Raw genomic sequence first — 25,902 nt, forward strand, 5'->3', positions numbered from 1 at the left:
TCTTCACCTCACCTCGCCAGGCCAACTGCGAGGTAGGTGAGCGCCGAAATCAAAGCGGTGGCCGGCAAGGTAACGATCCAGGCGATGACGATGTTGCCGGCAATGCCCCAGCGCACGGCCGAGACGCGGCGGGCGGCGCCGACGCCGATGATGGCGCCGGTGATGGTGTGGGTGGTCGATACGGGAACGCCGAGCCAGGTCGCCGCAAACAGCGTGATCGCCCCACCGGTTTCGGCGCAAAAACCCTGCATCGGGTTCAGCCGGGTGATCTTCGAGCCCATGGTGTGGACGATGCGCCAGCCGCCGAACAGGGTGCCGAGCGCCAGTGCCGACTGGCAAGTGAGGACCACCCACAGCGGCACGTAGAAAGTCGCGCCGAGCATGCCTTGCGAATAGAGCAGCACGGCGATGATGCCCATGGTCTTCTGGGCGTCATTGCCGCCGTGCCCGAGGGAATAGAGCGAGGCGGAAAAGAACTGCATGACGCGGAAGGTGCTGTCGACCGCAAACGGCGTCTGGCGCACGAAGAGCCACGAGACGACGAGAACCAGGACGAGCGCCAGGATAAAGCCCGTCGCTGGCGACAAGACGATTGCCGCGACCGTCTTGCCAAGCCCGGTCCAAACGATGGCGCCCACGCCTGCCTTCGCAACACCGGCGCCGACCAGGCCGCCGATCAGCGCATGCGAGCTGCTCGAAGGGATGCCGGCGATCCAGGTGACGATGTTCCAGACGATGGCGCCGACCAGGGCTGCAAAGATCACCGCCGGGGTGACGATGCTGACGTCGACGATGCCTTTGCCTACGGTCTCGGCAACGTGGAGGCCGAAGAACATGAAGGCGATGAAATTGAAGAATGCCGCCCACAGCACCGCATATTGCGGCCGCAGCACGCGGGTGGAAACGATGGTGGCGATGGAATTGGCGGCGTCGTGCAGGCCGTTGAGAAAGTCGAAGAACAGTGCGACGGCGACGAGGCCGGCCAGCACGGGAAAGGCAATGGTTGCTTGCATCACCTAGACATTCTCAATGACGATGCCGCTGATCTCGTTGGCGACGTCCTCGAAGCGGTCGACCACCTTTTCCAGTTGGCCATAAATCTCGCTGCCGATCATATAGGCCATCGGATCGCTGCTGCCGTGCTTCCTGAAGAGATCCTTCAGCCCTTGCTCGTGCAGGTCGTCGGCCCGGCTTTCGACGCGCATCACCTCTTCGGCGATGGCGTTGAGGCGCACAGTATGCGTTGCGACCTTGTTGAGCAGCGGGATCGCCTCGGCCACCAGCTTGGCGGCGGCGACGATGACACCACCCATTTCCTGCATCAGCGGATCGAACTCCTTGCGCTCGAACAGCTTCACCGTCTTGACCGTCTTGTGCATCATATCGATGGCGTCATCCATCGACTGGATCAAGTCCTTGATGTCGCCGCGATCGAAAGGCGTGATGAAGGAGCGCCGTACAGCCAGCAGGACTTCCGCGGTGATGTGGTCGGCCTCATCTTCGAGATCGATGATTTTCTGGCACCAGAGATCGATATCCCTGCCCTGGAGAAGCTGCTCCAGCGCCTCGGCGCCGCCGACCACGGTGCGGGAATGTCGTTCGAACAGGTCGAAGAAGCGATCTTCGCGCGGCAAAAGCTTGCGGAACCAGCCCAGCATGGTCGATCTCCCAGTTTCATCCACATAGCGCCGCATTCAGCCGCGGGAAACAGGTAGCCGGCTTAAAGGTGTGGATGCAGGGCAATTGTGCGTGGCGCTTGCGGTAGAGCACAATTTCCCCGACCTTGCAGCGAACGACCGGAAAGATCACATGATCGACAAGCTGGAATTCTTCATCGCGCTCGCCAGGGAGGAGCATTTCGGCCGGGCGGCGGAGGTGTGCGGCGTCACGCAGCCGACGCTGTCGGCCGGCATCAAGCAGTTGGAAGGCCAGCTTGGCGTCATGCTGGTTCTGCGCGGCTCACGCTTCCAGGGGCTGACGCCGGAGGGAAAACAGGTGCTGGTGTGGGCACGCCGCATCGTCGGCGACACCAGGACCATGCGCGAGGAAATGCGCGCGGCGCGCCACGGACTTTCGGGCCGTATCCGCATCGCCGCCATCCCGACGGCGCTCGCCATGCTGCCGCGGCTGACGACGCCATTTCGCGAAAAGCATCCCGGCGTCACTTTTTCGGTGCTGTCGCGGACTTCGATCGAGGTGCTGTCGCTGCTCGGCAATTTCGACATCGATGCCGGTATCACCTATCTCGACAACGAGCCGCTGGGGCGGGTGACCAGCGTGCCGCTCTATGACGAGCGCTACCAACTGATCACCGCGATGGGAAATCCCTATTCCGACCGCGACAAAGTGACATGGGCGGAGCTCTCAAGCCTGCCGCTGTGCCTGTTGACGCCGGACATGCAGAACCGCCGCATCATCGACCAGCATCTGGCCGAAGCCGGCGTGCAGGTGCGACCGACGCTGGAATCCAATTCGATGATCGTGCTGTTTTCGCACATCCGCACCGGCAAATGGTCGTCGATCATGCCGCTCAACCTTGCGGAAACATTCGGCTTTTCCGAACCGATCCGGGCCATTCCAATCATCGAACCTGACGCCAGCCACACGGTCGGCCTGGTGGCGACACCGCGCGAACCGCACACACCTTTGGTCTCGGCGCTGCTGGACGAGGCAATGGCGCTGGCGGACGATTTCCATGCCAACCGTTCCGCTAGACAGGGTTAGTCACACGGAACGATAGAAGATTTCTATCGTACAACGAAACCGCTTTATTGATTTCAGAGGTTTTCTCTGGTTTCTTAAGCACTTAGCGATAAAGCGGCACGCGCATGTCGTTGTTCCAAAACAGCTTGATGCTTTGGCCGATATGCGTGGGTCGCTACGATAGGGAGGGCGCTGCATGACAATGCAGCCTGCAAGTACCGAGATTACGTCGCGCACGGCCGCGATCATCCAGGAGATGAAGGGGCTCGAAGGCCCTTTGCTGCCGATCCTCCACGGCATCCAGGAAGAGTTCGGCCATGTGCCCAAGGATGCGCTGCCGGTCATCGCCGAGGCGCTGAACATTTCCAGGGCCGAGGTGCACGGCGTCGTCAGCTTCTATCACGATTACCGAAGCCATCCGGCAGGCCGGCATGTGTTGAAGCTCTGCCAGGCGGAATCCTGCCAGTCCATGGGGTCGGATGCCATCGCCGCCAAGCTGAAGCAACTGCTGGGCATCGGCTTTCATGAAACGACCCGCGACGGTTCGGTGACGCTGGAGCCGGTCTACTGTCTCGGCCTGTGCGCCTGTTCGCCCGCCGCCATGCTCGATGGCGAGGTGATCGGACGGCTCGATGACGAGAAGCTCGACGAGATCGTTGCAGAGGTGCGCTCATGATCCCGCGTATCTACATTCCCGGCGATTCCGGTGCGCTGGCGCTTGGCGCCGAAAAGGTCGCCAAGGCGATCGCCGGCGAACTCGCCGAGCGCGGCATCGAAGCCAAGATCGTGCGCAATGGTTCGCGCGGCGCCTATTTCCTCGAACCGATGGTCGAAGTCGCTACAGCCAACGGCCGCATCGCCTACGGGCCGGTCAAACCGTCCGACGTCAAAAGCCTGTTCGACAGCGGCTTCCTTACCGGCGGCCATCATAAACGCTGGCTGGGCGCGCCGGACAAGATCCCCTTCCTGGCCAAACAGACGCGGCTGACTTTCGCGCGCTGCGGCGTCACGGATCCGCTGTCGCTCGAATCCTACAAAAAACATGGCGGGTTGAATGGACTGATGAACGCGCTGGCGCTGACGCCTGCCGCCATCGTCGCAGAGGTGACCGAATCGGGCCTGCGCGGACGCGGCGGCGCCGGCTTCCCGACCGGCATCAAATGGAAGACGGTGCTCGATACAGCAGGCGACCGCAAATACATCGTCTGCAACGCCGATGAAGGCGACTCCGGCACCTTCGCCGACCGCATGATCATGGAGGGCGATCCCTTCGTGCTGATCGAAGGCATGACGATCGCCGGTATAGCCACGGGCGCGACCAAGGGCTTCGTCTATGTCCGCTCGGAATATCCGCATGCGGTGGCGGCGATGAACAAGGCCGTCGAGATCGCCCGCAAGGCCGGCGTTCTTGGCGCCAGCGTGCTGGGTTCCCCTCACGCGTTCGACATGGAGATCCGGGTCGGCGCCGGCGCCTATGTCTGCGGCGAGGAGACGGCGCTGCTCGATTCGCTCGAGGGCAAGCGCGGCATGGTGCGGGCAAAGCCGCCTCTGCCTGCGCATAAGGGGCTGTTCGGCAAGCCGACGGTGATCAACAACGTCATCAGCCTAGCCTCTGTGCCTGTCATCATGGACAAGGGTGCGGCCTTCTACAAGGATTTCGGCATGGGCCGCTCGCGCGGCACGATCCCGGTCCAGATCGCCGGCAATGTCAAATTTGCGGGGCTGTTCGAAGCCGCTTTCGGCATGACGCTTGGCGAGATCGTCGACGAGATCGGCGGCGGCACGGCCACCGGCCGGCCGGTCAAGGCAGTGCAGGTCGGCGGACCGCTCGGCGCCTATTTCCCGCGCGCGCTGTTCGACACGCCATTCGACTATGAAGCCTTCGCGGCCAAGGACGGGCTGATCGGCCATGCCGGTATCGTGGTGTTCGACGACACCGCCGACATGCTGAAACAGGCGCGCTTCGCCATGGAGTTCTGCGCCATCGAAAGCTGCGGCAAGTGCACGCCCTGCCGCATCGGCTCGACGCGCGGTGTCGAGACCATCGACAAACTCGCCGCGGGCATCGAGCCGGAGAAGAACCTCGCTCTGGTCACCGACCTCTGCAACACCATGAAATTCGGCTCGCTCTGCGCGCTGGGCGGCTTCACGCCCTACCCTGTGATGAGCTCGATCACCCATTTCCCCGACGACTTCAAGCCCGCGCCCGTGCGCGTGGCTGCCGAATAGGAGCTGGCAGATGAACATCAAGGCCGACTTCCCATCCCTCGTCGAAGAGATTGACTACGGAACCCCGCAATCGAAGGCGCAGAAGCAGGTCACGCTGAACGTCGACGGGCGCAGCATCACCGTGCCGGAAGGCACCTCGATCATGCGTGCCGCGATGGAGGGCGGGGTCGAAATCCCGAAGCTCTGCGCCACCGACATGCTGGACTCCTTCGGTTCGTGCCGTGTCTGCCTTGTGGAGATCGAAGGACGCGGCGGCACGCCGGCATCCTGCACGACGCCTGTCGGCGAAGGCATGATCGTGCGCACGCAGACCGAGCGGCTCAATGCCATTCGCCGTGGCGTCATGGAGCTCTATGTCTCCGACCATCCGACCGGCTGGAACGAACAGGCCGGAACCGGCGCCAGCGAGTTCGACGCGGTGGCGAAGTCGATCGGCCTGACCGAGAACCGCTACGGCATCGAGGGCCGCAACCACGTCAAGCCGGAAGGTGGCGTGGCGCCCGGCCATGGCTCGCTGGCAGTCGATTACATCGCCCGCGACGAATCCAACCCCTATTTCACCTATGATGCCTCGCAATGCATCGTCTGCTCGCGCTGCGTGCGGGCGTGCGAAGAAGTGCAGGGCACGTTTGCGCTGACCATCGAGGGACGCGGCTTCGAATCCCGGGTTTCGGCGGGAATGCACGAGGCGTTCATCGATTCGGAATGCGTGTCCTGCGGCGCCTGCGTCCAGGCCTGCCCGACCGATGCGCTGCGTGAGAAGACGGTGCTTGCCAAGGGCCTGCCGGAGCGCTCGGCCGTCACCACCTGCGCCTATTGCGGCGTCGGCTGCTCGTTCAAGGCCGAGGTGAAGGGTGACGAAGTCGTTCGCATGATGCCCTACAAGGAGGGCAAGGCGAACCACGGCCATTCCTGCGTGAAGGGCCGTTTCGCCTATGGCTACGCCACCCACAAGGACCGCATCCTGTCGCCGATGATCCGCGAAAAGGTCACCGATCCGTGGCGCGAAGTCAGCTGGGAAGAGGCGATCGCCCATACCGCCAAGGAATTCCGCCGCATCCAGTACCAGTACGGACGCACCGCGATCGGCGGCATCACCTCGTCGCGCTGCACCAATGAGGAAACCTACCTCGTCCAGAAGATGGTGCGGCAGGGTTTCCGCAACAACAATGTCGACACCTGCGCACGCGTCTGCCATTCGCCGACGGGCTACGGGCTCGGCCAGACATATGGCACGTCTGCCGGCACGCAGGATTTCGATTCCGTCGACTTCACCGATGTCGCCGTCATCATCGGCGCCAATCCGGCTTCCGCTCACCCGGTGTTCGCCTCGCGGCTCAAGAAGCGGCTGCGCCAGGGCGCCAAGCTGATCGTGCTCGATCCGCGCCGCACCGAGATGGTCAAGTCGGCCCATATCGAAGCGGATTACCACCTGCCGCTGAAGCCCGGCACCAATGTGGCCGTGCTGACGGCGCTGGCGCATGTGATCGTCACCGAGGGCTTGTTCGACGAAGCCTTCATCCGCGAACGTTGCGACTGGACGGAGTTCCAGGATTGGGCATCGTTCGTCGCCTTGCCGGAAAACAGCCCCGAAACCGTCGGCAAATTGTCCGGCGTCGATCCCGAGCTCATCCGCGGGGCGGCCCGCCTCTACGCCACCGGCGGCAACGGCGCGATCTATTACGGCCTGGGCGTGACGGAACACAGCCAGGGTTCCACCACTGTGATGGCAATCGCCAACCTCGCCATGGCCACCGGCAACATCGGACGGCCCGGCGTCGGCGTGAACCCGCTGCGCGGCCAGAACAACGTGCAGGGTTCCTGCGACATGGGCTCGTTCCCGCATGAGCTGCCCGGTTATCGCCACATCTCCGGCGAAGCCGTGCGCGATATCTACGAGACCTTGTGGGGCGTGAAGCTGGACGACGAACCCGGCCTGCGCATCCCCAACATGCTGGACGCCGCCGTCGACGGCAGCTTCAAGGGCATCTACATCCAGGGCGAAGACATTCTGCAGTCCGATCCCGACACCAAGCATGTCGCAGCCGGCCTTGCCGCGATGGAATGCGTCGTCGTGCACGACCTCTTCCTCAACGAGACCGCGAACTACGCCCATGTCTTCCTGCCGGGCTCGACCTTCCTGGAGAAGGACGGCACCTTCACCAACGCCGAGCGCCGCATCAACATGGTGCGCAAGGTTCTTGAGCCGAAGGCGCGCTACGCCGATTGGGAGGCGACGCAGGAGCTTGCCCGCGCGATCGGGCTGGACTGGAACTATCAGCATCCCTCCGAAATCATGGACGAGATCGCGATGACCACGCCGAGCTTCGCCGGCGTCTCCTTCGAGCTGCTCGACCGTGTCGGGTCCGTGCAATGGCCCTGCAACGAGAAGGCGCCGCTCGGCACCCCGATCATGCATATCGACGGGTTCGTGCGCGGCAAGGGCAAGTTCATCCGTACCGAATATGTGGCGACGGACGAAAGGACGGGGCCGCGCTTCCCGCTGCTGCTCACCACCGGCCGCATCCTGTCGCAGTACAATGTCGGCGCGCAGACCAGGCGCACCGACAACAGCATGTGGCACTCGGAGGACCGGCTGGAGATTCATCCGCACGACGCCGAGAACCGCGGCTTGCGCGACGGCGACTGGGTCCGGCTGACCAGCCGCTCGGGCGAGACGACGCTGCGCGCGCTGATCACCGACCGGGTGTCGCCCGGCGTGGTCTACACGACGTTCCACCATCCGGACACGCAGGCCAACGTGATCACCACCGACTTCTCCGACTGGGCGACCAACTGCCCGGAATACAAGGTGACGGCGGTGCAGGTCGGCGCCTCCAATGGGCCGTCGGAATGGCAGCGCGACTATGACGAGCAAGCCAAGCAGAGCCGGCGCATCGCGTCTTTGCAGGCGGCGGAGTAGTCTTGAGCGCGCGGCGCAAAGCCACGACGCAGGTATCGCGGCTGGCGCACCGCGCCAGCGGCACTGCTACGGCGAACCGCATGGTGCCGGAAGAGACGCCGGTGGCGTTCTCCTTTGCCGGCACCACGCATGCGGTGATGATGGCAAGCCCGGCCGATTTCGAGGATTTCGCGCTTGGCTTCTCGCTGACCGAGGGCATTGTAGCTGCGCCGGAGGAGATCGAAACCATCGAGGTCGAGGACCATGGCGCCGGCATCGACATCCAGATCCGGCTGAAGGACCGAGCCAACACGCGCTTCGAAGCGCGGCGGCGAAGGCTCGCGGGTCCGGTCGGCTGCGGGCTCTGCGGCATCGAATCGATCGAGGAAGCGATGCGTTCGGTCGACGCGGTTGGTGTGTCAAAGCTTACGCTTGATGCCAACGATATTGTCCGTTCGGTCAAGCTTTTGTCGAAAGTGCAGCCGCTGCACACCGAGACCGGAGCCGTGCACGCCGCCGGCTTCTATGTGCCTGGTAAGGGCATCGTCATGGCACGCGAAGATGTCGGCCGTCACAACGCGCTCGACAAGCTGGCCGGTGCGCTGGCCAAAGCCGGCATCGATGGTGCATCCGGTGCTGTCGTGGTGACATCCAGGGTTTCGGTCGAAATGGTGCAGAAGACGGCTTCTATCGGTTCGGCCTTCATCATCGCCGTCTCGGCGCCGACCGCCCTTGCCATCCGCACGGCGCAAGAGTCCGGCATGACGCTGGTGGCGCTGGTTCGCGGCGACGATTTTGATATTTTCACCCACCCCGACCGGGTGGTTTGCGGAGTTGCCAAGCATGTCGCATGACGAAGAACACATTATGAGCACTGCCGAGAAGCTGGTGCGCATGGCAAACCAGATCGCCGACTTCTTCCATTCCAAGCCGCGCGAGGAAGGCATTGCCGGCGTCGCCGAGCACATCAACAAGTTCTGGGAGCCGAGGATGCGGCGGCAGTTCTTCGAAATGCTGGACGACGGCACCGGGAACTTCAACGAGTTGGTGGTGGCCGCCTCCGCCAGGATCAAGCGACCGATCACGCCGGCTGCGGCCGACCTCAAACTCGGGCTCAAGCCCTCCCCTGCCGACGTCGCCGCCTCGCAGGAATAGCCGCCAAGCCGCGCCAGCTTACATTCACAATCGCTAAAGTTTAAGCTGCCGCAATCTGCGCTGTTCTGCTATGGTTTGACGACCAGAAATCGTCAGGCCGGGGTGGAAATCTCGTGAGGCCGATCGAGACGCGATACGCCTGTAGCGGCGATGTGCGGATCGCCTATCAGGTGGTCGGGCAGGGATCATTCGATCTCGTCTTCGTGCCGGGCTTCATTTCCAACCTCGACCTGCACTGGGAAGACGAGGGCTACACCAGGCTCTTGAAGCGGCTTTCGGCGTTCTCTCGGCTGATCCTGTTCGACAAGCGCGGCACCGGCCTGTCCGACCGTGTCGACGCGCATAACCTGCCCAGTCTCGAGACGCGGATGGACGATGTGCGCGCGGTAATGGACGCCGCCGGCAGCGGCCGTGCGGCGCTGCTCGGCTCCTCCGAAGGCGCACCGATGGCGATGCTGTTCGCCGCCACCTATCCGGAGCGGACACGGGCGCTGGCGCTCTATGGCGGCTATGCGCATTTCCACAAATGGGTGATGTCGCCCGAACGCCTCGACGCTTTCATCGAGATGGCGGAGACAGCCTGGGGCACTGGCGCCACGCTGCCCCATTTCGCGCCGAGCCGGGTCGACGACGCGCATTTCGCCCAGTGGTGGGCACGTTTCGAACGATTGTCGGCGAGCCCGACGGCAGCGGCGGCGCTGGCCCGCATGAACGCCGACGTCGACATCCGCCATATCCTGAGCGTGATCAGCGCGCCGACGCTTGTAATCCATCGCCGCAACGATGCGCGGGTCGACCCCGACGCCAGCCGCTTCCTTGCACAGAAGATCCCCGGCGCCCGACTGGTCGAGATTCCCGGACGCGACCATCCGATCTGGACCGGCGATGTCGATGGGGTGGCCGACCTGATCGAGGAATTCCTGACCGGCGAACGCGCCGTGGGCGAAGTAGACCGCGTGCTGGCCGCACTGCTGGTGACACGCATCTACGATACGGCACGGCTCGGCGACCGGATGTGGAGCGAGCGCAGCCAACGCTTCCAGGAAACCTGGCGGCTGCTGGTCGGGCGCCATGGCGGGCGCTCTGTGGGCCTGCATGGCGAGTTGATGATTTCGCGCTTCGACGGCCCGGCACGCGCCATACGCTGCGCGGCAGCGCTGCGCGAGGCGGCGCAGGAAATCGGCGTGGCAAGCGCGCAAGGGGCGCATGTCGGCGAGATCGAAGTGCGCGGTCCACCCGTTGGGACGACGGCGCGGGTGGCAATGCAACTGGCCGCCCATGCCGGCCGCGGCGACATTATCGCGTCGCGTCTGATCGCCGATCTGGCGGCTGGGTCGGGCCTGCATTTCACCGACGCCGGGCGCATCAGTGTCGACGAGCTGGAGCAGCCGCTGGCGCTGGTCCATGCGACGTCCGAACAGCATCTGGAACCCGCCTGCCGGCCCAAACCCAAGACCGCCGAGCCGGCCGCATTGACGGCGCGCGAAAGCGAGGTGGTGAGCCTCGTCGCCGACGGCAAGAGCAATGCCGCGATCGCCGCCGAATTGCGGCTGAGCGAACACACGGTCAAGCGCCATGTCGCCAACATACTGCTCAAGCTGGATCTGCCGTCGCGGGCGGCGGCGGCGGCGTTTTCGGCCAGGCACCCTGGCCCGCACGGGCCATGAGAGCCATGGCGCTTTCGGGCGAAGCGGCCATGGGCGGGTAAGCGCTATCAATTCTCTCCACGCAGGCTAGGCGGATGTCGCTGGAAAAGGCGCTGCGAACGGAGGAGGAAATGCTGAAGTCGAACCGGACACTCAAATTGCTTGTGATTGCTGCAAGCGTTGGCGCGTTGTTCGCCATCTCTCCCGCAAAGGCCGAGGACGCGTCCGCGGCGGCCGCCTACAAGGACATCGAGGCAACGCTCGGCTCGGTGCCGGACATGTTCAAGACCCTGCCGGATGTGGCCGTCGCCGGCGCCTGGGCCGAGATTAAGGGCGTGCAGCTCAATCCGAAGACGGCGCTTGACGGCAAGACCAAGGAACTGTTGGGCCTCGCCGTCGCGGCGCAGATCCCATGCCAGTACTGCATTTATTTCCACACCGAGGCGGCCAAGCTCAACGGCGCCAGCGACGAGGAGATCAAGGAGGCGGTGGCGATGTCCGCCATCGTGCGCCATTGGTCGACGATGCTCAACGGCAGCCAGGTCGATCTGACGACCTTCAAGAAGCAGACCGACGACGTATTCGCGGCCGTCAAGGCGAAGTCGCAGTAAGAACCACTGCCCGGCGATGAGCGCCGGACGGCACATCGACCATCAACCGCCCGGTCGGAAGACGGGCCAATGGAGGATGAAATGCTGACCAAGACCCAAACAGTGGACGGCGCCGCGATCAAGAAGGCGATCGAAACCCGTGACGGCAAGATGCTGTCGAGCTTCTATGCCGAAGACGCGCTGGTGCGGGTGATCGACCGCAACAACCCGCCGAGCAAGCCGCGTGAAATCCGCGGGCGCGCCGCGATCACCACATTCTGGGACGACATCTGCAGCCGGGCGATGACCCACAAGGTCGACACCACCATCGCCGACGGCGACAGCCTCGCCTTCACCCAGGCCTGCGCCTATCCGGACGGCACCAAGGTGTTCTGCGCAGCGATGCTGGAGCTGAAGAACGGTCGGATCGCAAGACAGACCGTCGTGCAGGCCTGGGACGAGTAGATCAACAACCGTGGATCAACCGCGGCCTGGGCCGCAACCTGGAGGAGAAGACGATGTTCAGCGCCAGATGGCAGATCGACGCCAAGTTCGGACACAAGCAGACCGTGCTCGACCTGTTGAAGAAATGGGAACGCGAGATCGGGTCACAGGTCGGCCTCGACGAGCTGGAATTCCAGATCATGACCGGTTCGATCGGCGCGCGGGAGGCGACGGTCGAGTCCCATCACCAGGTCGAAAGCCTGGCCCAGTTGGAGGCGTTCTTCGCCAAGATCGGCAAGATCGACGCGCACGCGAAATGGGGCAAGGAGATCGAGCCCTATGTCGTGTCTGGCACCAGCCTGTGGAATATCTATCGCATCGTGGAGTAGTGGTCTGCGGTCTTACCTCTCCTCTTGTGGGAGAGGTCGGATTGCCCCGATTTGTCCTTCACAAATCGGTTGGCAACCCGGGTGAGGGGTAAGCTGGCGTCAAGCTGGAACACCCCTCATCCGTCTCGGCGCTACGCGCCGATCCACCTTCTCCCACAAGGGGACAAGGCAAAACTAGCCATGCGCAACCATCACATGCCGCACGGCGGTGTAATCCTCCAGTGCGTAGAGCGACATGTCCTTGCCGTAGCCGGACTGCTTCAACCCGCCATGCGGCATCTCGTTGGTCAGCATGAAGTGGGTGTTGATCCAGGTGCAGCCATATTGCAGGCGGGCGGCCGTCGCCATGGCGCGCGAGACATCCTTGGTCCATACGGATGACGCCAGGCCGTAGTCGCTGTCATTGGCCCAGTTCACCGCCTCGTCGACTTCCGAAAAACGAGTAACCGAGACGACCGGGCCGAACACTTCGCGGCGCACGATCTCATCTTCCTGCAGCGCGCCGGCGACGACGGTCGGCTGGTAGTAGAAGCCGGAGCCCTCGCCCGGCTTGCCGCCGGTGGTGATCTCGATGTGTTTCAGTTCCGAGGCGCGCTCGACGAAGCTCGAGACGCGGTCGCGCTGGCGGCGCGAGATCAGCGGGCCGATTTCGTTTTCGGTATCGTCGGGGCGGTCGTACTTGATGGTCGAGACGGCCGAGGAGAGATCGGCGACGAGCTTGTCGTAGATCTTCTTGCCGGCGTAGATGCGGCAGGCGGCGGTGCAGTCCTGGCCGGCATTGTAATAGCCGAAGGCACGCAGGCCGTTGACCACGGCGCCGAGGTCGGCGTCGTCGAAGACGATGACCGGCGCCTTGCCGCCGAGCTCGAGATGCGTGCGCTTGACCGACTTGGCGGCCGCCTGCAGCACCTTCTTGCCGGTGGCGACATCGCCGGTGATCGAGATCATGTTGACCTTGGGATGATTGATCAGCGTGTTGCCGACGCTGTCGCCGCGGCCGAGCACGACATTGACCACGCCTTCGGGCAGGATGTCCGCAAGGATTTTTGCCAGCTTCAGCGCCGTCAGCGGTGTCTGCTCGGACGGTTTGAAGACGACGGTGTTGCCGCCGGCGATCGCCGGCGCCAGCTTCCAGGCCATCATCATCAGCGGATAGTTCCACGGCGCGATGGAAGCGACGATGCCAATGGCATCGCGACGGACCATCGAGGTGTGGCCGGGAATGTATTCGCCAGCGACGACGCCCGGCATCGAACGGACGGCGCCGGCGAAGAAGCGGTAGCAATCGACGATCGCCGGGATTTCGTCATTGAGCACGGCGTTGATCGGCTTGCCGCAGTTGAGCGCCTCGAGCGTGGCGAACTCCTTCGCGTCGGCTTCGATGCGGTCGGCGATCTTCAGCAAATAGCCGGAGCGCTGCGCCGGCGTGGTGCGCGACCACAAGACGAACGCCTGTTCGGCAGCAGTGACCGCCGCCTCGATCTGCACCTGGCTGGCCTCGGGCAGGTTGAGGATGGTCGCCCCGGTCTTTGGATTGAGGATCGGCTCCTCGGTCTCGGTGCCCTTCTCGAATTTCGAGCCGATCAGCATCTTGGTGTCCATAAGGTTTCTCCCTTAACAGAAGCGAGTAGCGAGTAGCTGAAAGCGAGTAGGGTTTGACCGTCGATGATCCCTATTTGCTACTCCCTATTCGCTGTTTTTCATTTCCCGCTTCCAGCGATCTGGTCGCCGTCACGGGTGAGGTAATAAGCGGCAAGGATCGGCAGCAACGTCACCAGCATGACGACCATGGCAACGACATTGGTGACCGGGCGCTGGCGCGGACGGATCAGTTCTTCCAGCATCCAGATCGGCAGCGTCTGCTGCTGGCCGGCGGTGAAGGTGGTGACGATGACCTCGTCGAAGGACAGCGCGAAGGCCAGCATGCCGCCGGCAAGCAGCGCCGTGGCGATGTTGGGCAGCACGACATGGCGGAAGGTCTGAAAACCGTCGGCGCCGAGATCCATCGAAGCCTCGATCATCGAACCGGAAGTGCGGCGGAAACGGGCGACGGCGTTGTTGTAGACGACGACCACGCAGAAGGTGGCGTGGCCAAGCACGATCGTCCAGAACGAGAACGGGATGTCGGCCAGCGAAAAGGCCGAGCGCAGCGCAATGCCGGTGATGATGCCGGGCAGCGCGATCGGCAGGATGACCAGCAGCGAGATGGTTTCGCGGCCGAAGAATCTTGTCCGCGACACCGCCGCCGAACAGAGCGTGCCGAGGATGAGCGCGATCGCCGTCGAAATCGCGGCCACCCTGACCGACAGCGACAGCGCCTGCCAGACATCTGGCCGGTTCCAGGTCACGGCGAACCACTGCGTCGTCAGCCCTGGCGGCGGCCAGACGAAACTCTTCTCTTCGGTGGTGAAGGCATAGACGAAGATCAGCAGGATCGGCAGGTGCAGGAACAGCAGCCCGCAGGCGGCGGCAATCTTCAGGCCGAGCGGAGCCGACTGGGAACCATCAGAGCGCATCGAAGGCCCCCATGCGCTTGGCGCCCCAGAGATAGAAGCCCATGATGACGATCGGCACCACGGTGAAGGCGGCGGCGAGCGGGATGTTGCCGGCGGTGCCTTGCTGCGAATAGACCGCCTGGCCGATGAACAGACGCGAGGTGCCGATGATCTGCGGGATGATGTAATCGCCGAGCGTCAGCGAGAAGGTGAAGATCGAACCGGCGACGATGCCCGGCAGCGCCAGCGGAAACAGCACGTTGCGGAAGGTCTGTCCCGGTGAAGCGCCGAGGTCGGACGAGGCCTCGACCAGATTGCCGGGCACGCGCTCGAGCGCCGCCTGAACGGGGAGGATCATGAACGGCAGCCAGACATAGACGAAGACGATGAAGGTGCCGGTGAACGATACCGACAGGGAATTGCCGCCGACGATCGGCAGCGACAGCCAAGCGTCGAGAACCCACAACAAATGCAGCTTGGCGAGCAGCCAGGTGAGGATGCCTTCCTTGGCCAGGATCAGCTTCCAGGCGTAGATCTTGACCAGATAGCTGGACCACAGCGGCAGCATGATGCCGAGATAGAACAAGGCCTTCCAGCGGCCGCGTGCATAGCGCGCCGCGTAGTAGGCGATGGGGAAGGCGATGACGGCCGAGGCCAGCGTGACCAGAGCCGCCATCGTCACCGTGCGCAGGATGATGTCGAGATTGGCAGCCTGGAACAGATCGCCATAGGTCTTGAGCGTGAACTCGCGGTTGATGAGGCCGGAAAACTCGTCGATGGAGAAAAAGCTCTGCGCCAGCAGCGCAAACAGCGAGCCGATATAGACGATGCCCAGCCACAAAACCGGAGGCAGCAGCATGAGCAGCAACAGGACCTTCGGCTTGCGCCAGAAAAGGTCCGACAGAGCGCCGCGCAGACCGCCGCTACCCGGCAGGATGGCGGGAGCGGTTGCACGCACCATGGCGGCGTCGAGGCTCATGCCGGCTCGTCCATCAGATGCAGGTGCTCGCGGTTGAAGGTCAGCACAACCGCCTCGCTTTCTGCCGGCAAGGCGATGCCGGCCGGCACGATGGCGTGCAGCCGCAGCCCGTCGGCGTCGAGCGCCAGCTTTGTCGTGGCGCCGAGATAATTGGTCGAGACGAGGCGGGCCGACACGCCTTCACCACTTGTGACCCCCTTGGCCGCGCGGCCGACGCGAATGGATTCGGGGCGGAGACTCCCCCAGCGATGCTGGCCGGAATAGCGCTGCACGAAATCCGGCGGCAGCACGTTGGAGGAGCCGACGAAATCGGCGACGAAGCGGGTCCTCGGCCGCTGGTAGATATCTTCCGGAGTGCCGATCTGCATGATCTTGCCATCGTTGAAGACGGCGACGCGGTCGGCCATCGACAGCGCTTCGCCCTGGTCGTGAGTGACGAAGACGAAGGTGATGCCGAGCGCCTTCTGCAGCGACTTCAACTCCTCCTGCATGTTCTCGCGCAATTTGAGGTCGAGCGCGCCGAGCGGCTCGTCGAGCAGCAGCACCTTTGGCTGGTTGACCAGCGCGCGGGCCAGTGCCACGCGCTGGCGCTGGCCACCGGAAAGCTGGCCGGGCCGGCGGGCGCCATAGCCGGGCAGCCGCACCAGTGACAGCGCCTCTTCCGCCGCCTTGTGCCGCTCAGCCTTGCCGACGCCCTTGACCATCAGCCCGTAGGCAACGTTGTCGAGCACGTTCAGATGCGGGAACAGCGCATAGTCCTGGAACACGGTGTTGACGTTGCGGCGATAGGGCGGAACGCCCTCGGCGCGGTCGCCGAAGATCGAGATCGAGCCCGACGTCGGCTGCTCGAAGCCGGCGATGAGGCGCAGGCAAGTGGTCTTGCCGGAACCGGACGGCCCGAGCATGGCGAAGAATTCCCCCGGCGCGATGTCGAGATCGACCGCATCGACGGCGCGCACGCTGCCGAAATGGCGCGAGGCCTTCTGGAAGGAGACGGCGGAGGTCATGGGCTGTCAGTCCGTTGCCGGTTTGATGTGTTGATGTCGCGCGACGTCCTATCTCCCCCTTGTGGGGGTGAGAAGTGGTCCGCATAGCGGACGAAAAGCCAATTGCTTGGCTTTTCGAGCTTCGAACGCCTGAGCCTTGCGAAGGGCCAGGCACTGCCACGAACTGCCGAGCAGACCCCGCCCCGACGCTATGCGTCGACCCTCCCCACAAGGGGGAGGGCAAGGATGCTCATCGTCCGCCGATGACGCCGATATAGTCCGACACCCAGCGATAGTAGGGCACGCACTGATCGTTCTGGGTGGCGCATTTCGACACCGGCGTCTTCCAGAACTTGATCTTGTCGAAGTTCTCGTAGCCGTTGGTCTTGCAACCCTCATCGGTCAAAAGCTCATTGCCCTTGCAGGCGGCGGGCACGACGGGCAGTGAGCCGAACCAGGCTGAGACATCGCCCTGCACCTTCGGCGACAGCGAATGTTCCATCCACATATAGGCACAGTTGGGGTTGGCGGCGTCGGCCTCCATCATCGTGGTGTCGGCCCAACCGGTGGCGCCCTCCTCCGGGATGGTGGAAGCGACCGGCTTTTTGGCGGCGACCAGCGTGTTGACCTGATACGGCCACGAGCCGGAAGCGACGACGCCTTCGTTCTGGAAATCGTCGACCTGGATGGCGGCGTCGTGCCAATAGCGGCCAACCAGTGTGCGTTGGACGCGCAGCAATTCGAGCGCCGCCTTGTACTGGTCCTCGTTCAGTTCATAGGGATCCTTGATGCCGAGTTCCGGTTTGTGGAACATCAGATAGTTGGCCGCATCCGCAATGTGGATCGGCCCGTCATAGGCCTGGACGCGGCCCTTGTTGGACTTGCCGTCCGGCAGCTTCATTTCCTCAAAGACGATGTTCCAGCTCTTGGGAGCCTCCTTGAACACGTCGGTATTGTACATCAGGACGTTGGGACCCCACTGGTAGGGAACGCCGTAGTGGGCGCCGCCAACGGTGAACCACGGCGCGTCCTTGAGGCGCTCGTCGACCGTCTTCCAGCTCGGGATGAGATCGGTGTTGATCGGCTGCACGCGCTTGCCGGCAACGAGGCGCAGCGAGGCATCGCCCGAAGCGGTGACGAGGTCGAAGCCGCCCTCATTCATCAGCGAGACCATTTCGTCGGAGGTGTTGGCTGTCTTGACGTTGACCTTGCAGCCGGTTTCCTTCTCGAAGGAGGTCACCCAGTCATAGCCCTTGTCGGTTTCGCCGCGCTCGATGTAGCCCGGCCAGGCAACGATATTGACCTGGCCTTCGCCCTTGCCAAGTTCCTTGACCTGGGCGACGGCCTGACCGGAAAAGGTCAGCGCGACCGTCAGAGCAGTGCATGACTTCAGGAATGAATTCATTGTCGATCTCCCATTTAGGCGCCTGACCCTGAAAGCCGGTTTCGGTCTTCGTTAGGGGTCACGCGCGGACTGAAAACTGTCAGTTCGTCCGTTGGGCTTGATGCCGCTCTGATGGCGGCTTTGGTCCCTGAACCGAAAGTGCTTTGAAAATTCCGGTTTCGCAAATTCATTTATCAGAAGGGCGATATCGGTTTTTCCGATAGATGTGCAGCCGGTCTCTCAGGGACGCTGGCGGACCGTCCGTTGCGACTGGGCAAGACCGATGAAATCGCGCGCGGCCTGCGGCAGACCGGAGCCGCGCCGCCAGACCATGCCGACCTGGACCACCGGCAAGGAGCCGGAAATATCGCGCGATTCGATGCGGTCGCCTTCCAGCGACCAGGGCCGGTAGACGAGATCGGGCAGCAGCGCCACGCCGGCACCGGTGGCGACCAGACTGCGCACGGCCTCCACGGAACGGGTGCGGAAGGCGACATGCGGCTTGGCGCCGATCGCCGTCAGCAGCTTGCCGGTATTCTCCTCGATCTCGTCGACGGTCAGCATGATCAGCGTTTCGGAGGCAATGTCGCCAATGCTGATGATGTCGGCGCCGACGAGCGGATGACCGAGCGGCAGCCACAGCCGATAGGCCGAGACTTCGAGGATTTCCGACTGCAACGCGGTGCGGTCGCGCAAATTGGAGGTGACCATGACGGCAATGTCGAGCTTGCCGCCGATCAGGAGGTGTTCGAGATAATCGCCATTGTCCTCGATGGCAGAGACCTCGACGCCCGGATAGGCACGGCGGTAGCGGGCGAGCAGATCCGACAGCACATAGCCGGCGACCAGCGAGGTGACGCCGAGCTGCAGCCGGCCGGCCGCCACCGCCTGCTCGCCGGAGAAAGAGCGACGCGCGTCGGAAACATCGGCGAGGATTTTCGTCGCATGGCGCAGGAACTGGTGACCCTTGTGGGTGATGTTGAGGCCGCGCGGGTGGCGTTCGAACAGTTCGACGCCGAGATCGCTTTCGAGTTCCTTGATTGCTTCGGTGACCGACGATTGCGAGATGGAGAGGTTCTGGGCGGCGCCCGAGACCGTGCCTTGCTCGGCAACGGCGATGAAGAACTGCAGCTGGCGGATGGTGAAAGCCATGCCCGGACTAAACACCGGCGGCCGAACGAAGGAAAGCCGACTGCAGAGCTTATCCCATGACCTGAGAGCTGGCGCTCAACCGAGCGCCAACTTGATGCGCCGCCGGCATGCGGGGCCATAGCACAGCGCAAGCATGAATGCCGTCTCCAGAGCCACGACGATGACAATGATGCGCAGGCCCACCGTGAAGGAGTCCCGGCCGCTGCCGCGCAGCAGATAGCCGGTGGTGAGAAAGCCCGCGTTCCAGAACGTGGCGCCGAGCAGCGTCGCGGCCGCGAAGGGCAAAGCGGGCAGGCAGAGCGCGCCGGCGGCGATCGGCAGGTAATTGCGCACAGTCGGGATGAACTGCGCCAGCAAGGACACCCGGACGTGATTGCGCCGATAGGCCTGGCCGAGCCAGCGGTAGGTCGCGTGGCGCAGGAACACGTACTTGCCGAAACGCTCGACCAGCCTGTCGGCACGGGCAGGTCCAACCCGGCGGCCGACCGCATACCAGACAAGGCAGCCGCTGGCGGACGCAAGCGTCGTCACCATCAGCAGGATCGCCAGCGTCGAAGCATCCGGCGCCGCCGTCATGCCGAGGAACAGCAGCAGCACATGCGAGGGCGGGATTGGCAGGATCTTTTCGGTGAAGGCGAGGCAGAAGACGCCGAACAGACCGAAGCCGAGGATGGCCGCCAGCGGCCCCGTCATGCGAAGCGACATGGTGACGCCAACACCAAACGGCGCCACGGTCCATCTCTGGAGAAAAGACAAAGCATCAGGCAACCTTCATCCTGGATCCAACGCTTCGATCGGTCGGCGTGGCGTTTGCTGCAGTCAGCGTCGGACCCGAAATCCGTTGCATATGTCGGGTCCGACGCCTTGGCACCGGCATACGAGGCGAATCGCGCACCGACTGGTTCTGTTTGCCGCGAATGGATTGCGTGGACATTGCGCCCCGGCGCGGACGAGACGTGTTTGACATCGATGAGAATCGTAACTAACTAAGTTACATGAAACGCAACAGCCGGCTGTCCTCGACCCTGCACATTCTCGTCCACATGGCCGAGAAGCCCGAACAAGCGCTGACCTCCGAGCAGCTTGCCACCTTCATCCACACAAATCCGGTCGTGGTCCGCCGCACCATCGCAGGCTTGCGCGATGCCGGCATCGTCACCTCGTCGCGCGGGCACGGTGGCGGCTGGCTGCTCGGGCGGGCGCCCGAGAAAATATCCCTGGCCGAGATCAGTGTCGCCCTTGGCGAGACACTGCTGCCGTTCAGCACCGATCCGGAAAGCCCCGGCTGCCTCGTCGAGCAGGCGGTGATCGCCGTGCTCGACGATTTTCGCATCGCCGCCGAAAGGCTGCTGGCGGAGAAGCTGAGCCGCATCACGCTGGCTGACCTGACCGCCGATTTCCGCCGCCGTTTTGACCTCATTGGAGTCTCCAGCCATGCAGTATGATCTTGCCGTCGTCGGCGGCAGCTTTGCCGGCCTGTCCGCCGCCATCCAGGTGGCGCGGGCAGGACGCAGGGTGCTGGTGATCGACGCCGGCCGGCCGCGCAACCGTTTTGCCGAGCATTCGCACGGCTTCCTCGGACATGACGGGCGCGCGCCCGGCGCAATCCTGGATGACGCAAGGCGCCAACTACTGGCCTATCCGGCAGCCAGGGTTGTCGACGGGCGCGCCGACAAGGCCCTTGCCGCTGGCAGCAGCGATTTCGAAATCACCACCGAGGGTGGCGAGACATTCGGCGCGGCACGGCTGGTACTGGCCACTGGGGTGCGCGATATCCTGCCGGAGGTTGCCGGGCTTGCCGAGCTCTGGGGAAAGAGCGTGCTGCACTGCCCCTATTGCCACGGCTACGAAGTTTCCGGCGGGCCGCTCGGCGTGCTCGCAACCGGTCCGATGTCCATGCATCAGGCGCAGCTGATCACCGATTGGGGCGATGTCACGCTGTTCGGCAATGGCCTGTTCGAACCTGACACAGAGCAGATGCGCGCGCTGGAGAGCCGAAAGGTGCGGTTTGAGCCCACCAGCGTTGCCGAGCTAGAGGAAGACGGCTCCGGCGGATTGATCGTCCACCTCGACGACGGCAGAAAGGCCGGCGTCAGGGCGATGTTCACCGCTCCGCGCAATATCATGGCCAGCCCGCTGGCCGAACAGCTCGGCTGCGGCTTCACCGAAGGCCTCCTCGGCACGGTGATATCAGTCGACGACAGGCAGCAGACGACCGTGCCCGGCGTCTACGCCGCCGGCGACGCGGCACGTTCGATGCACAACATCGCCTTTGCAGTATCGGGTGGCACCTTTGCGGGCGTCTGCGCCCACCAATCGCTGGTCTTCGGCTAGAACCCGGCTTCCGCGCCGGCGATGCTGAGCCGGGCGCCGGCCTGCGCAAGGGCGGCGGCCAGGTCGTGCGGCGGCGAGCGGTCGGTGGCGAGTTCGGAAAAGCTGTCGAAGCCGCAGACCTGGACCAGACCAAGACGGCCGAATTTCGAGTGATCGGTGATGACGAGGGACCGCTGGCCGCGCGACAGCACCATGCGGGCGAACTCGGCCTCATCCAGATCAAAATCCATGACGCCCATCACCGCGTCGACGCCCCCGGTGGAAATGATGGCGTGACTGACCGAGAAGCGACTGACAAAATCGATCGCCGAGGCGCCGAAAGCAGCGCCGGAATCGCTGCGAAGCTCGCCGCCGGCCATATAGACCTTGTTGCCGTTGATGGTGGCCAGCGTGCGGGCGATGTCCGAGGAATTGGTGACGACCGTCAGGCGCCGGTGGCCGAGCAGTTCACGCGCAAGGAACGAGGTCGTCGTTCCGGTGTCGAGCATGATGGATTCCCCGTCGCGGATGGTGGCGGCGACCATGCGGGCAATGACGCGCTTGGCGTCGGCGTTCTCACGCATGCGCCGCTCGAACGGCGCTTCGCCGATCATTGACGGCAGGCCGATGGCGCCATGCATCTTGAGGACAGAGCCATCACCGGTCAGCGGCTTGACGTCGCGGCGCACCGTCTCGAGCGACACGCCCAGCCGGTCGGCCAGACTGGCGATGGTGACGGTGCCCTCTTCCTGCAGGAGCCGCAGGATCTCGCCGTGTCGTTTGGACTGGGCCATCTGGTTTCCCGAACTGATGCTCTTGACCGATTCTAAGGTAATTCAATTGCTTTTAAAGGAACTACCTTATGCTTTCAGGCAAAATACCCAAAAAAAGTCACAGCTTTTTATTGACAAGCGGGAAACCCTGGCGTGAAATCAAAGACATCAACAGGCTTCAGATCTGCGACTGGGGGCAGAGACGCAACTCAGTGGTCAGGCCGTTTGGAACGTGCCTGTACAAGGAATTTTCAGATCCGCGGGGGCGGATGCCGGGCTCAAAAACCTGGCCAAGGGGCTCGTCGGTGCGGTGCGGGATACCGATCCTGGCGTCCCGCACCGACGAGATTATTTACGTTTCTCCCCGCCGTCGTTGCGCTGTTCACGGCGCCTTGTCGAAGCCCAGCAAACCAGGGATGATTCCGTGACCGCCGAAGACCGCATCCGCGCCCTGCCCTGCTGGACCGGTGGCATCGAGATCGCACCGCTGCCCGGCGGTCTGAGCAACGCGAATTATGTGGTCACGGACGCGGCGGGACGACACGTCGTGCGCTTCGGCAAGGACTATCCGTTCCACCATGTCTTTCGCGAGCGCGAGGTGATGACGGCGCGGGCGGCGCATGCCGCCGGTTTCGCGCCGGCCGTCCGCCATGCCGAACCGGGCATCATGGTCACAGAGTTTCTCGGCGCCAAGACCTATCTCGCCGAGGACGTACGCGCCAATCTTGGCCGCGTCGCAGCCCTGATGCGCGCCTTTCACCGGGAGATGCCCAATCACGTCTCCGGCGCCGGCTTCATGTTCTGGGTGTTCCATGTCATTCGCGACTATGCGCGCACGCTTGAAGAAGGCGGCAGCCGCAAGCGCAGCGACCTGCCGCGCCTGCTGACGCTGGCCGACGAACTGGAGCGCGCGCAGAAACTGCTGCCGATCGTCTTTGGCCACAATGATCTGTTGCCGGCCAACATTCTCGACGACGGCAACAGGCTGTGGCTGATCGACTTCGAATATGCCGGCTTCAACACGGCGATGTTCGACCTCGCAGGCGCCGCCTCCAACGCCGGCATGAGCGACGAGGAATCCTTCGCCTTTCTGACCGCCTATTTCATGAAAGAACCGGACGAAGCGATCCGCCGTTCGCACGCGGCCATGCAATGCGCCTCGCTGCTGCGCGAGGCGATGTGGAGCATGGTGTCCGAGCTCTATCTCGACGCGCCCGGTATCGACTACGTCGCCTACACCGAGGAAAACCTCGCCCGGCTCGACACGGCGCTGGAAAACTACAGAACGAAGTACGGGATGCAGAAATCATGACATTGCCGATCCAGGCCGCCATCGTCGTCATCGGCGGTGGCATCATCGGCTGTTCGACGGCTTATCATCTGGCGCGCGACCACAAAGCCGATGTCGTTCTGCTCGAACAAGGCAAGCTGACCTCGGGCTCGACCTGGCATGCCGCCGGCCTTGTCGGCCAGTTGCGCTCGTCGGCTTCGATCACCCGCGTGCTGAAATACTCCGTCGACCTCTACAAGGGCCTCGAGGCCGAGACCGGCCTTGCCACCGGCTGGAAGATGACCGGCTGCCTCAGGCTCGCCACCAATGCCGACCGCTGGACCGAGTACAAAAGGCTGGCGACGACGGCGAAAAGCTTCGGCATGGACATGCAATTGCTATCACCGGCGGAAGTCAAGGCAATGTGGCCGCTCATGGAAACCGGCGATCTTGTCGGCGCCTCCTGGCTGCCGACCGATGGCCAGGCGAGCCCCTCCGACATCACGCAGTCGCTGGCCAAGGGCGCGCGCATGCATGGCGCCAAACTGTTCGAGGATGTCCGCGTCATCGGCTTCGAAATGAAGGACGGCCGCATCACGGCGGTGAAGACCAACAAGGGCGACATTGCTTGTGACAAGGTGGTCAACTGCGCCGGCCAGTGGGCGCGGCAGGTCGGCGCCATGGCCGGCATCAACGTGCCGCTGCAGCCGGTGAAGCACCAGTACATCATCACCGAGAAGATCGACGGACTGGCGACCGACGCGCCGACCATCCGCGATCCAGACCGGCGCACCTATTTCAAGGAAGAGGTCGGCGGGCTGGTGATGGGCGGCTATGAGCCGAACCCGCAGGCCTGGGCTACTGGTCTCCCGGGCGGCGACGTCCCCGATGATTGGGAATTCAGGCTGTTCGACGATGATTACGACCATTTCGAGCAGCACATGAGCCAAGCGATCGCGCGCGTGCCGGCACTGGAAACCGTCGGCGTCAAGCAGATGATCAACGGGCCGGAGAGTTTTACGCCGGACGGCAATTTCATTCTCGGCACAGCGCCCGAATGCGCCAACATGTTTGTCGGCGCCGGCTTCAACGCCTTCGGCATCGCCTCGGGCGGCGGCGCCGGCTGGGTGCTGGCGCAGTGGGTGGTCGATGGCGAAGCACCGCTCGACCTGTGGGTGGTCGACATCAGGCGCTTTGCTAATTTGCACCGTGACCGTCAGTGGGTCTGCGACCGCACGCTGGAGGCCTATGGCAAACACTATACGATCGGCTTTCCGCATGAGGAGTATGCCAGCGGGAGGCCGCGCATCGTCTCGCCGCTCTACGACAGGCTGAAACAGCAAAATGCCGTGTTCGGCTCGAAGCTCGGCTGGGAACGGCCTAACTGGTTCGCGCCCGAAGGCGTCGAGCCGCAGGACATCTATTCGATGGGCCGGCAGAACTGGTTTGTGGCGGTCGGCGACGAACACCGGCATGTGCGCGAAAAAGTCGGCATCTTCGATCAATCCTCCTTCGCCAAATACGAGCTGAGCGGGCCCGATGCGCTGAAGGCGCTGGACTGGGTCTGCGCCAACGACGTCAGCAAGCCGGTCGGCCGGCTGACCTACACGCAGCTTCTCAACACACGCGGCGGCATCGAGGCCGATCTGACGGTGGCGCGGCTGGCCGAAGAGAAGTTCTACATCGTCACCGGCACAGGCTTCCGCACGCATGATTCCTCGTGGATCGGCGATCATATCGGCGAAGGGCTCGATGCCAGGCTTGTCGATGTCACCGAGGATTTCGGCACGCTGTCGCTGATGGGTCCTCGGGCGCGCGACGTGCTTTCGGCCGTGACCGAAGCCGACGTCTCAAACGTGAGCTTCCCGTTCGGCCATGTGCGTGAGATTGCCATCGCCGGCCACACAATTCGGGCGCTTCGCGTCACCTATGTCGGCGAGTTGGGCTGGGAACTGCACGTGCCCATCGCGGCCACCGGCGAAGTCTTCGACGCGCTGATGGCGGCAGGCAAAAAGCACGACATCCGCCCGATCGGCTATCGGGCACTGGAATCGCTGCGGCTGGAAAAGGGCTATCGTGCCTGGGGCTCCGACATCACGCCCAACGACACGCCGCAGGAAGCCGGGCTCGGCTGGGCGGTCAAGCTGCGCAAGAACACGGATTTCATCGGACGGCGCGCGCTGGAGAAGACCAGCGGCACGGCAATGAAGAAACGCTTTGCCGGCTTCACGGTCGACGACCCCGAGATCGTGCTGCTCGGCCGCGAAACCATCCTGCGCAATGGCGAGCCTGTCGGTTATCTCACCAGCGGCGGTTATGGCTATACGCTGGGCAAGACCATCGGCTACGGCTACGTGCGCAACGCCGACGGGGTCAGCGACGATTTTCTCGCCTCGGGCGACTACGAACTGGTGGTTGCAATGGAGAGGACGCCGGCCAAGATTCACCTCGAGCCGATGTACGATCCGGCAGGCGTAAGGATCAAAGCGTAG

24 protein-coding genes are annotated in these 25,902 nt (G+C 63.6%); 14 read left to right on the forward strand and 10 right to left on the reverse strand.

Going from position 1 to position 25,902, the window contains the following annotated elements:
- Positions 1-8: 8 nt before the first annotated feature.
- On the reverse strand, positions 9-1,013 hold the full coding sequence (locus M729_RS0113240; protein ID WP_027161825.1) for an inorganic phosphate transporter: 1,005 nt from the start codon (positions 1,011-1,013) through the stop codon (positions 9-11).
- A 3-nt stretch (positions 1,014-1,016) separates the two neighbouring features.
- Positions 1,017-1,658 carry a DUF47 domain-containing protein gene (locus M729_RS0113245; protein ID WP_013528009.1) on the reverse strand — a complete coding sequence of 214 codons (642 nt, stop codon included), beginning with the start codon at positions 1,656-1,658 and terminating at the stop codon, positions 1,017-1,019.
- Between the two features lie 151 nt (positions 1,659-1,809).
- On the opposite strand from M729_RS0113245, the gene M729_RS0113250 reads away from it, so the two are divergent.
- The 10 genes from M729_RS0113250 to M729_RS0113295 all read left to right on the forward strand — a co-directional run bounded on the left by M729_RS0113250 (position 1,810) and on the right by M729_RS0113295 (position 12,058).
- Positions 1,810-2,724, forward strand: a complete 915-nt coding sequence (locus M729_RS0113250; RefSeq protein WP_013528010.1) for a LysR family transcriptional regulator — start codon at positions 1,810-1,812, stop codon at positions 2,722-2,724.
- A gap of 175 nt (positions 2,725-2,899) precedes the next feature.
- Complete coding sequence (locus M729_RS0113255; RefSeq protein WP_023811689.1) at positions 2,900-3,379, forward strand: formate dehydrogenase subunit gamma; 480 nt, start codon at positions 2,900-2,902, stop codon at positions 3,377-3,379.
- On the forward strand, positions 3,376-4,932 hold the full coding sequence (locus M729_RS0113260; RefSeq protein WP_013528012.1) for an NADH-quinone oxidoreductase subunit NuoF: 1,557 nt from the start codon (positions 3,376-3,378) through the stop codon (positions 4,930-4,932). The genes M729_RS0113255 and M729_RS0113260 overlap by 4 nt, the downstream gene beginning before the upstream one ends.
- Before the next feature lie 10 nt (positions 4,933-4,942).
- The gene (gene fdhF / locus M729_RS0113265; RefSeq protein ID WP_027161826.1) at positions 4,943-7,855 is read left to right on the forward strand and encodes a formate dehydrogenase subunit alpha; all 2,913 of its coding nucleotides are present in this window, start codon (positions 4,943-4,945) and stop codon (positions 7,853-7,855) included.
- 2 nt (positions 7,856-7,857) lie between these two features.
- The gene (fdhD, locus tag M729_RS0113270; RefSeq protein WP_027161827.1) at positions 7,858-8,688 is read left to right on the forward strand and encodes a formate dehydrogenase accessory sulfurtransferase FdhD; all 831 of its coding nucleotides are present in this window, start codon (positions 7,858-7,860) and stop codon (positions 8,686-8,688) included.
- Positions 8,678-8,989 carry a formate dehydrogenase subunit delta gene (locus tag M729_RS0113275; RefSeq protein ID WP_013528015.1) on the forward strand — a complete coding sequence of 104 codons (312 nt, stop codon included), beginning with the start codon at positions 8,678-8,680 and terminating at the stop codon, positions 8,987-8,989. Before fdhD ends, M729_RS0113275 begins: the two co-directional genes overlap by 11 nt.
- Before the next feature lie 113 nt (positions 8,990-9,102).
- On the forward strand, positions 9,103-10,656 hold the full coding sequence (locus M729_RS0113280; protein ID WP_027161828.1) for an alpha/beta fold hydrolase: 1,554 nt from the start codon (positions 9,103-9,105) through the stop codon (positions 10,654-10,656).
- 110 nt (positions 10,657-10,766) lie between these two features.
- Positions 10,767-11,246 carry a carboxymuconolactone decarboxylase family protein gene (locus M729_RS0113285; protein WP_013528017.1) on the forward strand — a complete coding sequence of 160 codons (480 nt, stop codon included), beginning with the start codon at positions 10,767-10,769 and terminating at the stop codon, positions 11,244-11,246.
- A gap of 81 nt (positions 11,247-11,327) precedes the next feature.
- Positions 11,328-11,690: a nuclear transport factor 2 family protein gene (locus M729_RS0113290; RefSeq protein WP_024503372.1), complete on the forward strand. Its 363-nt coding sequence runs from the start codon at positions 11,328-11,330 to the stop codon at positions 11,688-11,690.
- A 53-nt stretch (positions 11,691-11,743) separates the two neighbouring features.
- The gene (locus M729_RS0113295; RefSeq protein WP_013528019.1) at positions 11,744-12,058 is read left to right on the forward strand and encodes a hypothetical protein; all 315 of its coding nucleotides are present in this window, start codon (positions 11,744-11,746) and stop codon (positions 12,056-12,058) included.
- A 174-nt stretch (positions 12,059-12,232) separates the two neighbouring features.
- On the opposite strand, the gene M729_RS0113300 is transcribed toward M729_RS0113295, so the two are convergent.
- From M729_RS0113300 to M729_RS0113330, 7 genes are all read right to left on the reverse strand, one after another.
- Positions 12,233-13,660: a gamma-aminobutyraldehyde dehydrogenase gene (locus M729_RS0113300; RefSeq protein WP_027161829.1), complete on the reverse strand. Its 1,428-nt coding sequence runs from the start codon at positions 13,658-13,660 to the stop codon at positions 12,233-12,235.
- A 98-nt stretch (positions 13,661-13,758) separates the two neighbouring features.
- Positions 13,759-14,574: an ABC transporter permease gene (locus M729_RS0113305; RefSeq protein WP_024503371.1), complete on the reverse strand. Its 816-nt coding sequence runs from the start codon at positions 14,572-14,574 to the stop codon at positions 13,759-13,761.
- The gene (locus M729_RS0113310; RefSeq protein ID WP_196815398.1) at positions 14,564-15,514 is read right to left on the reverse strand and encodes an ABC transporter permease; all 951 of its coding nucleotides are present in this window, start codon (positions 15,512-15,514) and stop codon (positions 14,564-14,566) included. The genes M729_RS0113305 and M729_RS0113310 overlap by 11 nt, the downstream gene beginning before the upstream one ends.
- Before the next feature lie 14 nt (positions 15,515-15,528).
- A complete protein-coding gene (locus M729_RS0113315; protein ID WP_027161830.1) occupies positions 15,529-16,539 on the reverse strand; it encodes an ABC transporter ATP-binding protein in 1,011 nt (336 codons plus the stop codon).
- A 229-nt stretch (positions 16,540-16,768) separates the two neighbouring features.
- Entirely contained in the window at positions 16,769-17,923 is a 1,155-nt protein-coding gene (locus tag M729_RS0113320) for an ABC transporter substrate-binding protein (protein WP_013528024.1), read from the reverse strand.
- A 219-nt stretch (positions 17,924-18,142) separates the two neighbouring features.
- Positions 18,143-19,054 carry a LysR substrate-binding domain-containing protein gene (locus M729_RS0113325; protein ID WP_013528025.1) on the reverse strand — a complete coding sequence of 304 codons (912 nt, stop codon included), beginning with the start codon at positions 19,052-19,054 and terminating at the stop codon, positions 18,143-18,145.
- 75 nt (positions 19,055-19,129) lie between these two features.
- A complete protein-coding gene (locus tag M729_RS0113330) occupies positions 19,130-19,786 on the reverse strand; it encodes a DedA family protein (RefSeq protein WP_084652614.1) in 657 nt (218 codons plus the stop codon).
- Positions 19,787-20,049: 263 nt separating this feature from the next.
- Between M729_RS0113330 and M729_RS0113335 the strand changes: the two genes are divergently transcribed.
- Together M729_RS0113335 and M729_RS0113340 are read left to right on the forward strand one after the other, a co-directional pair.
- Positions 20,050-20,499: an Rrf2 family transcriptional regulator gene (locus M729_RS0113335; protein WP_027161832.1), complete on the forward strand. Its 450-nt coding sequence runs from the start codon at positions 20,050-20,052 to the stop codon at positions 20,497-20,499.
- Entirely contained in the window at positions 20,489-21,388 is a 900-nt protein-coding gene (locus tag M729_RS0113340; RefSeq protein WP_027161833.1) for an NAD(P)/FAD-dependent oxidoreductase, read from the forward strand. The genes M729_RS0113335 and M729_RS0113340 overlap by 11 nt, the downstream gene beginning before the upstream one ends.
- Here M729_RS0113340 and M729_RS0113345 read toward each other — a convergent pair.
- Positions 21,385-22,161: a DeoR/GlpR family DNA-binding transcription regulator gene (locus M729_RS0113345; RefSeq protein WP_013528029.1), complete on the reverse strand. Its 777-nt coding sequence runs from the start codon at positions 22,159-22,161 to the stop codon at positions 21,385-21,387. The two genes, M729_RS0113340 and M729_RS0113345, sit on opposite strands and share 4 nt — an antisense overlap.
- 403 nt (positions 22,162-22,564) lie before the next feature.
- Here M729_RS0113345 and M729_RS0113350 point away from each other — a divergent pair, with 403 nt between their 5' ends.
- The gene (locus tag M729_RS0113350; protein WP_027161834.1) at positions 22,565-23,452 is read left to right on the forward strand and encodes a phosphotransferase family protein; all 888 of its coding nucleotides are present in this window, start codon (positions 22,565-22,567) and stop codon (positions 23,450-23,452) included.
- Positions 23,449-25,902: an FAD-dependent oxidoreductase gene (locus tag M729_RS0113355; RefSeq protein WP_027161835.1), complete on the forward strand. Its 2,454-nt coding sequence runs from the start codon at positions 23,449-23,451 to the stop codon at positions 25,900-25,902. The genes M729_RS0113350 and M729_RS0113355 overlap by 4 nt, the downstream gene beginning before the upstream one ends.

Origin of the sequence: Mesorhizobium sp. WSM1293 (assembly GCF_000513875.1) — a bacterium.
GTDB lineage: Bacteria > Pseudomonadota > Alphaproteobacteria > Rhizobiales > Rhizobiaceae > Mesorhizobium > Mesorhizobium ciceri.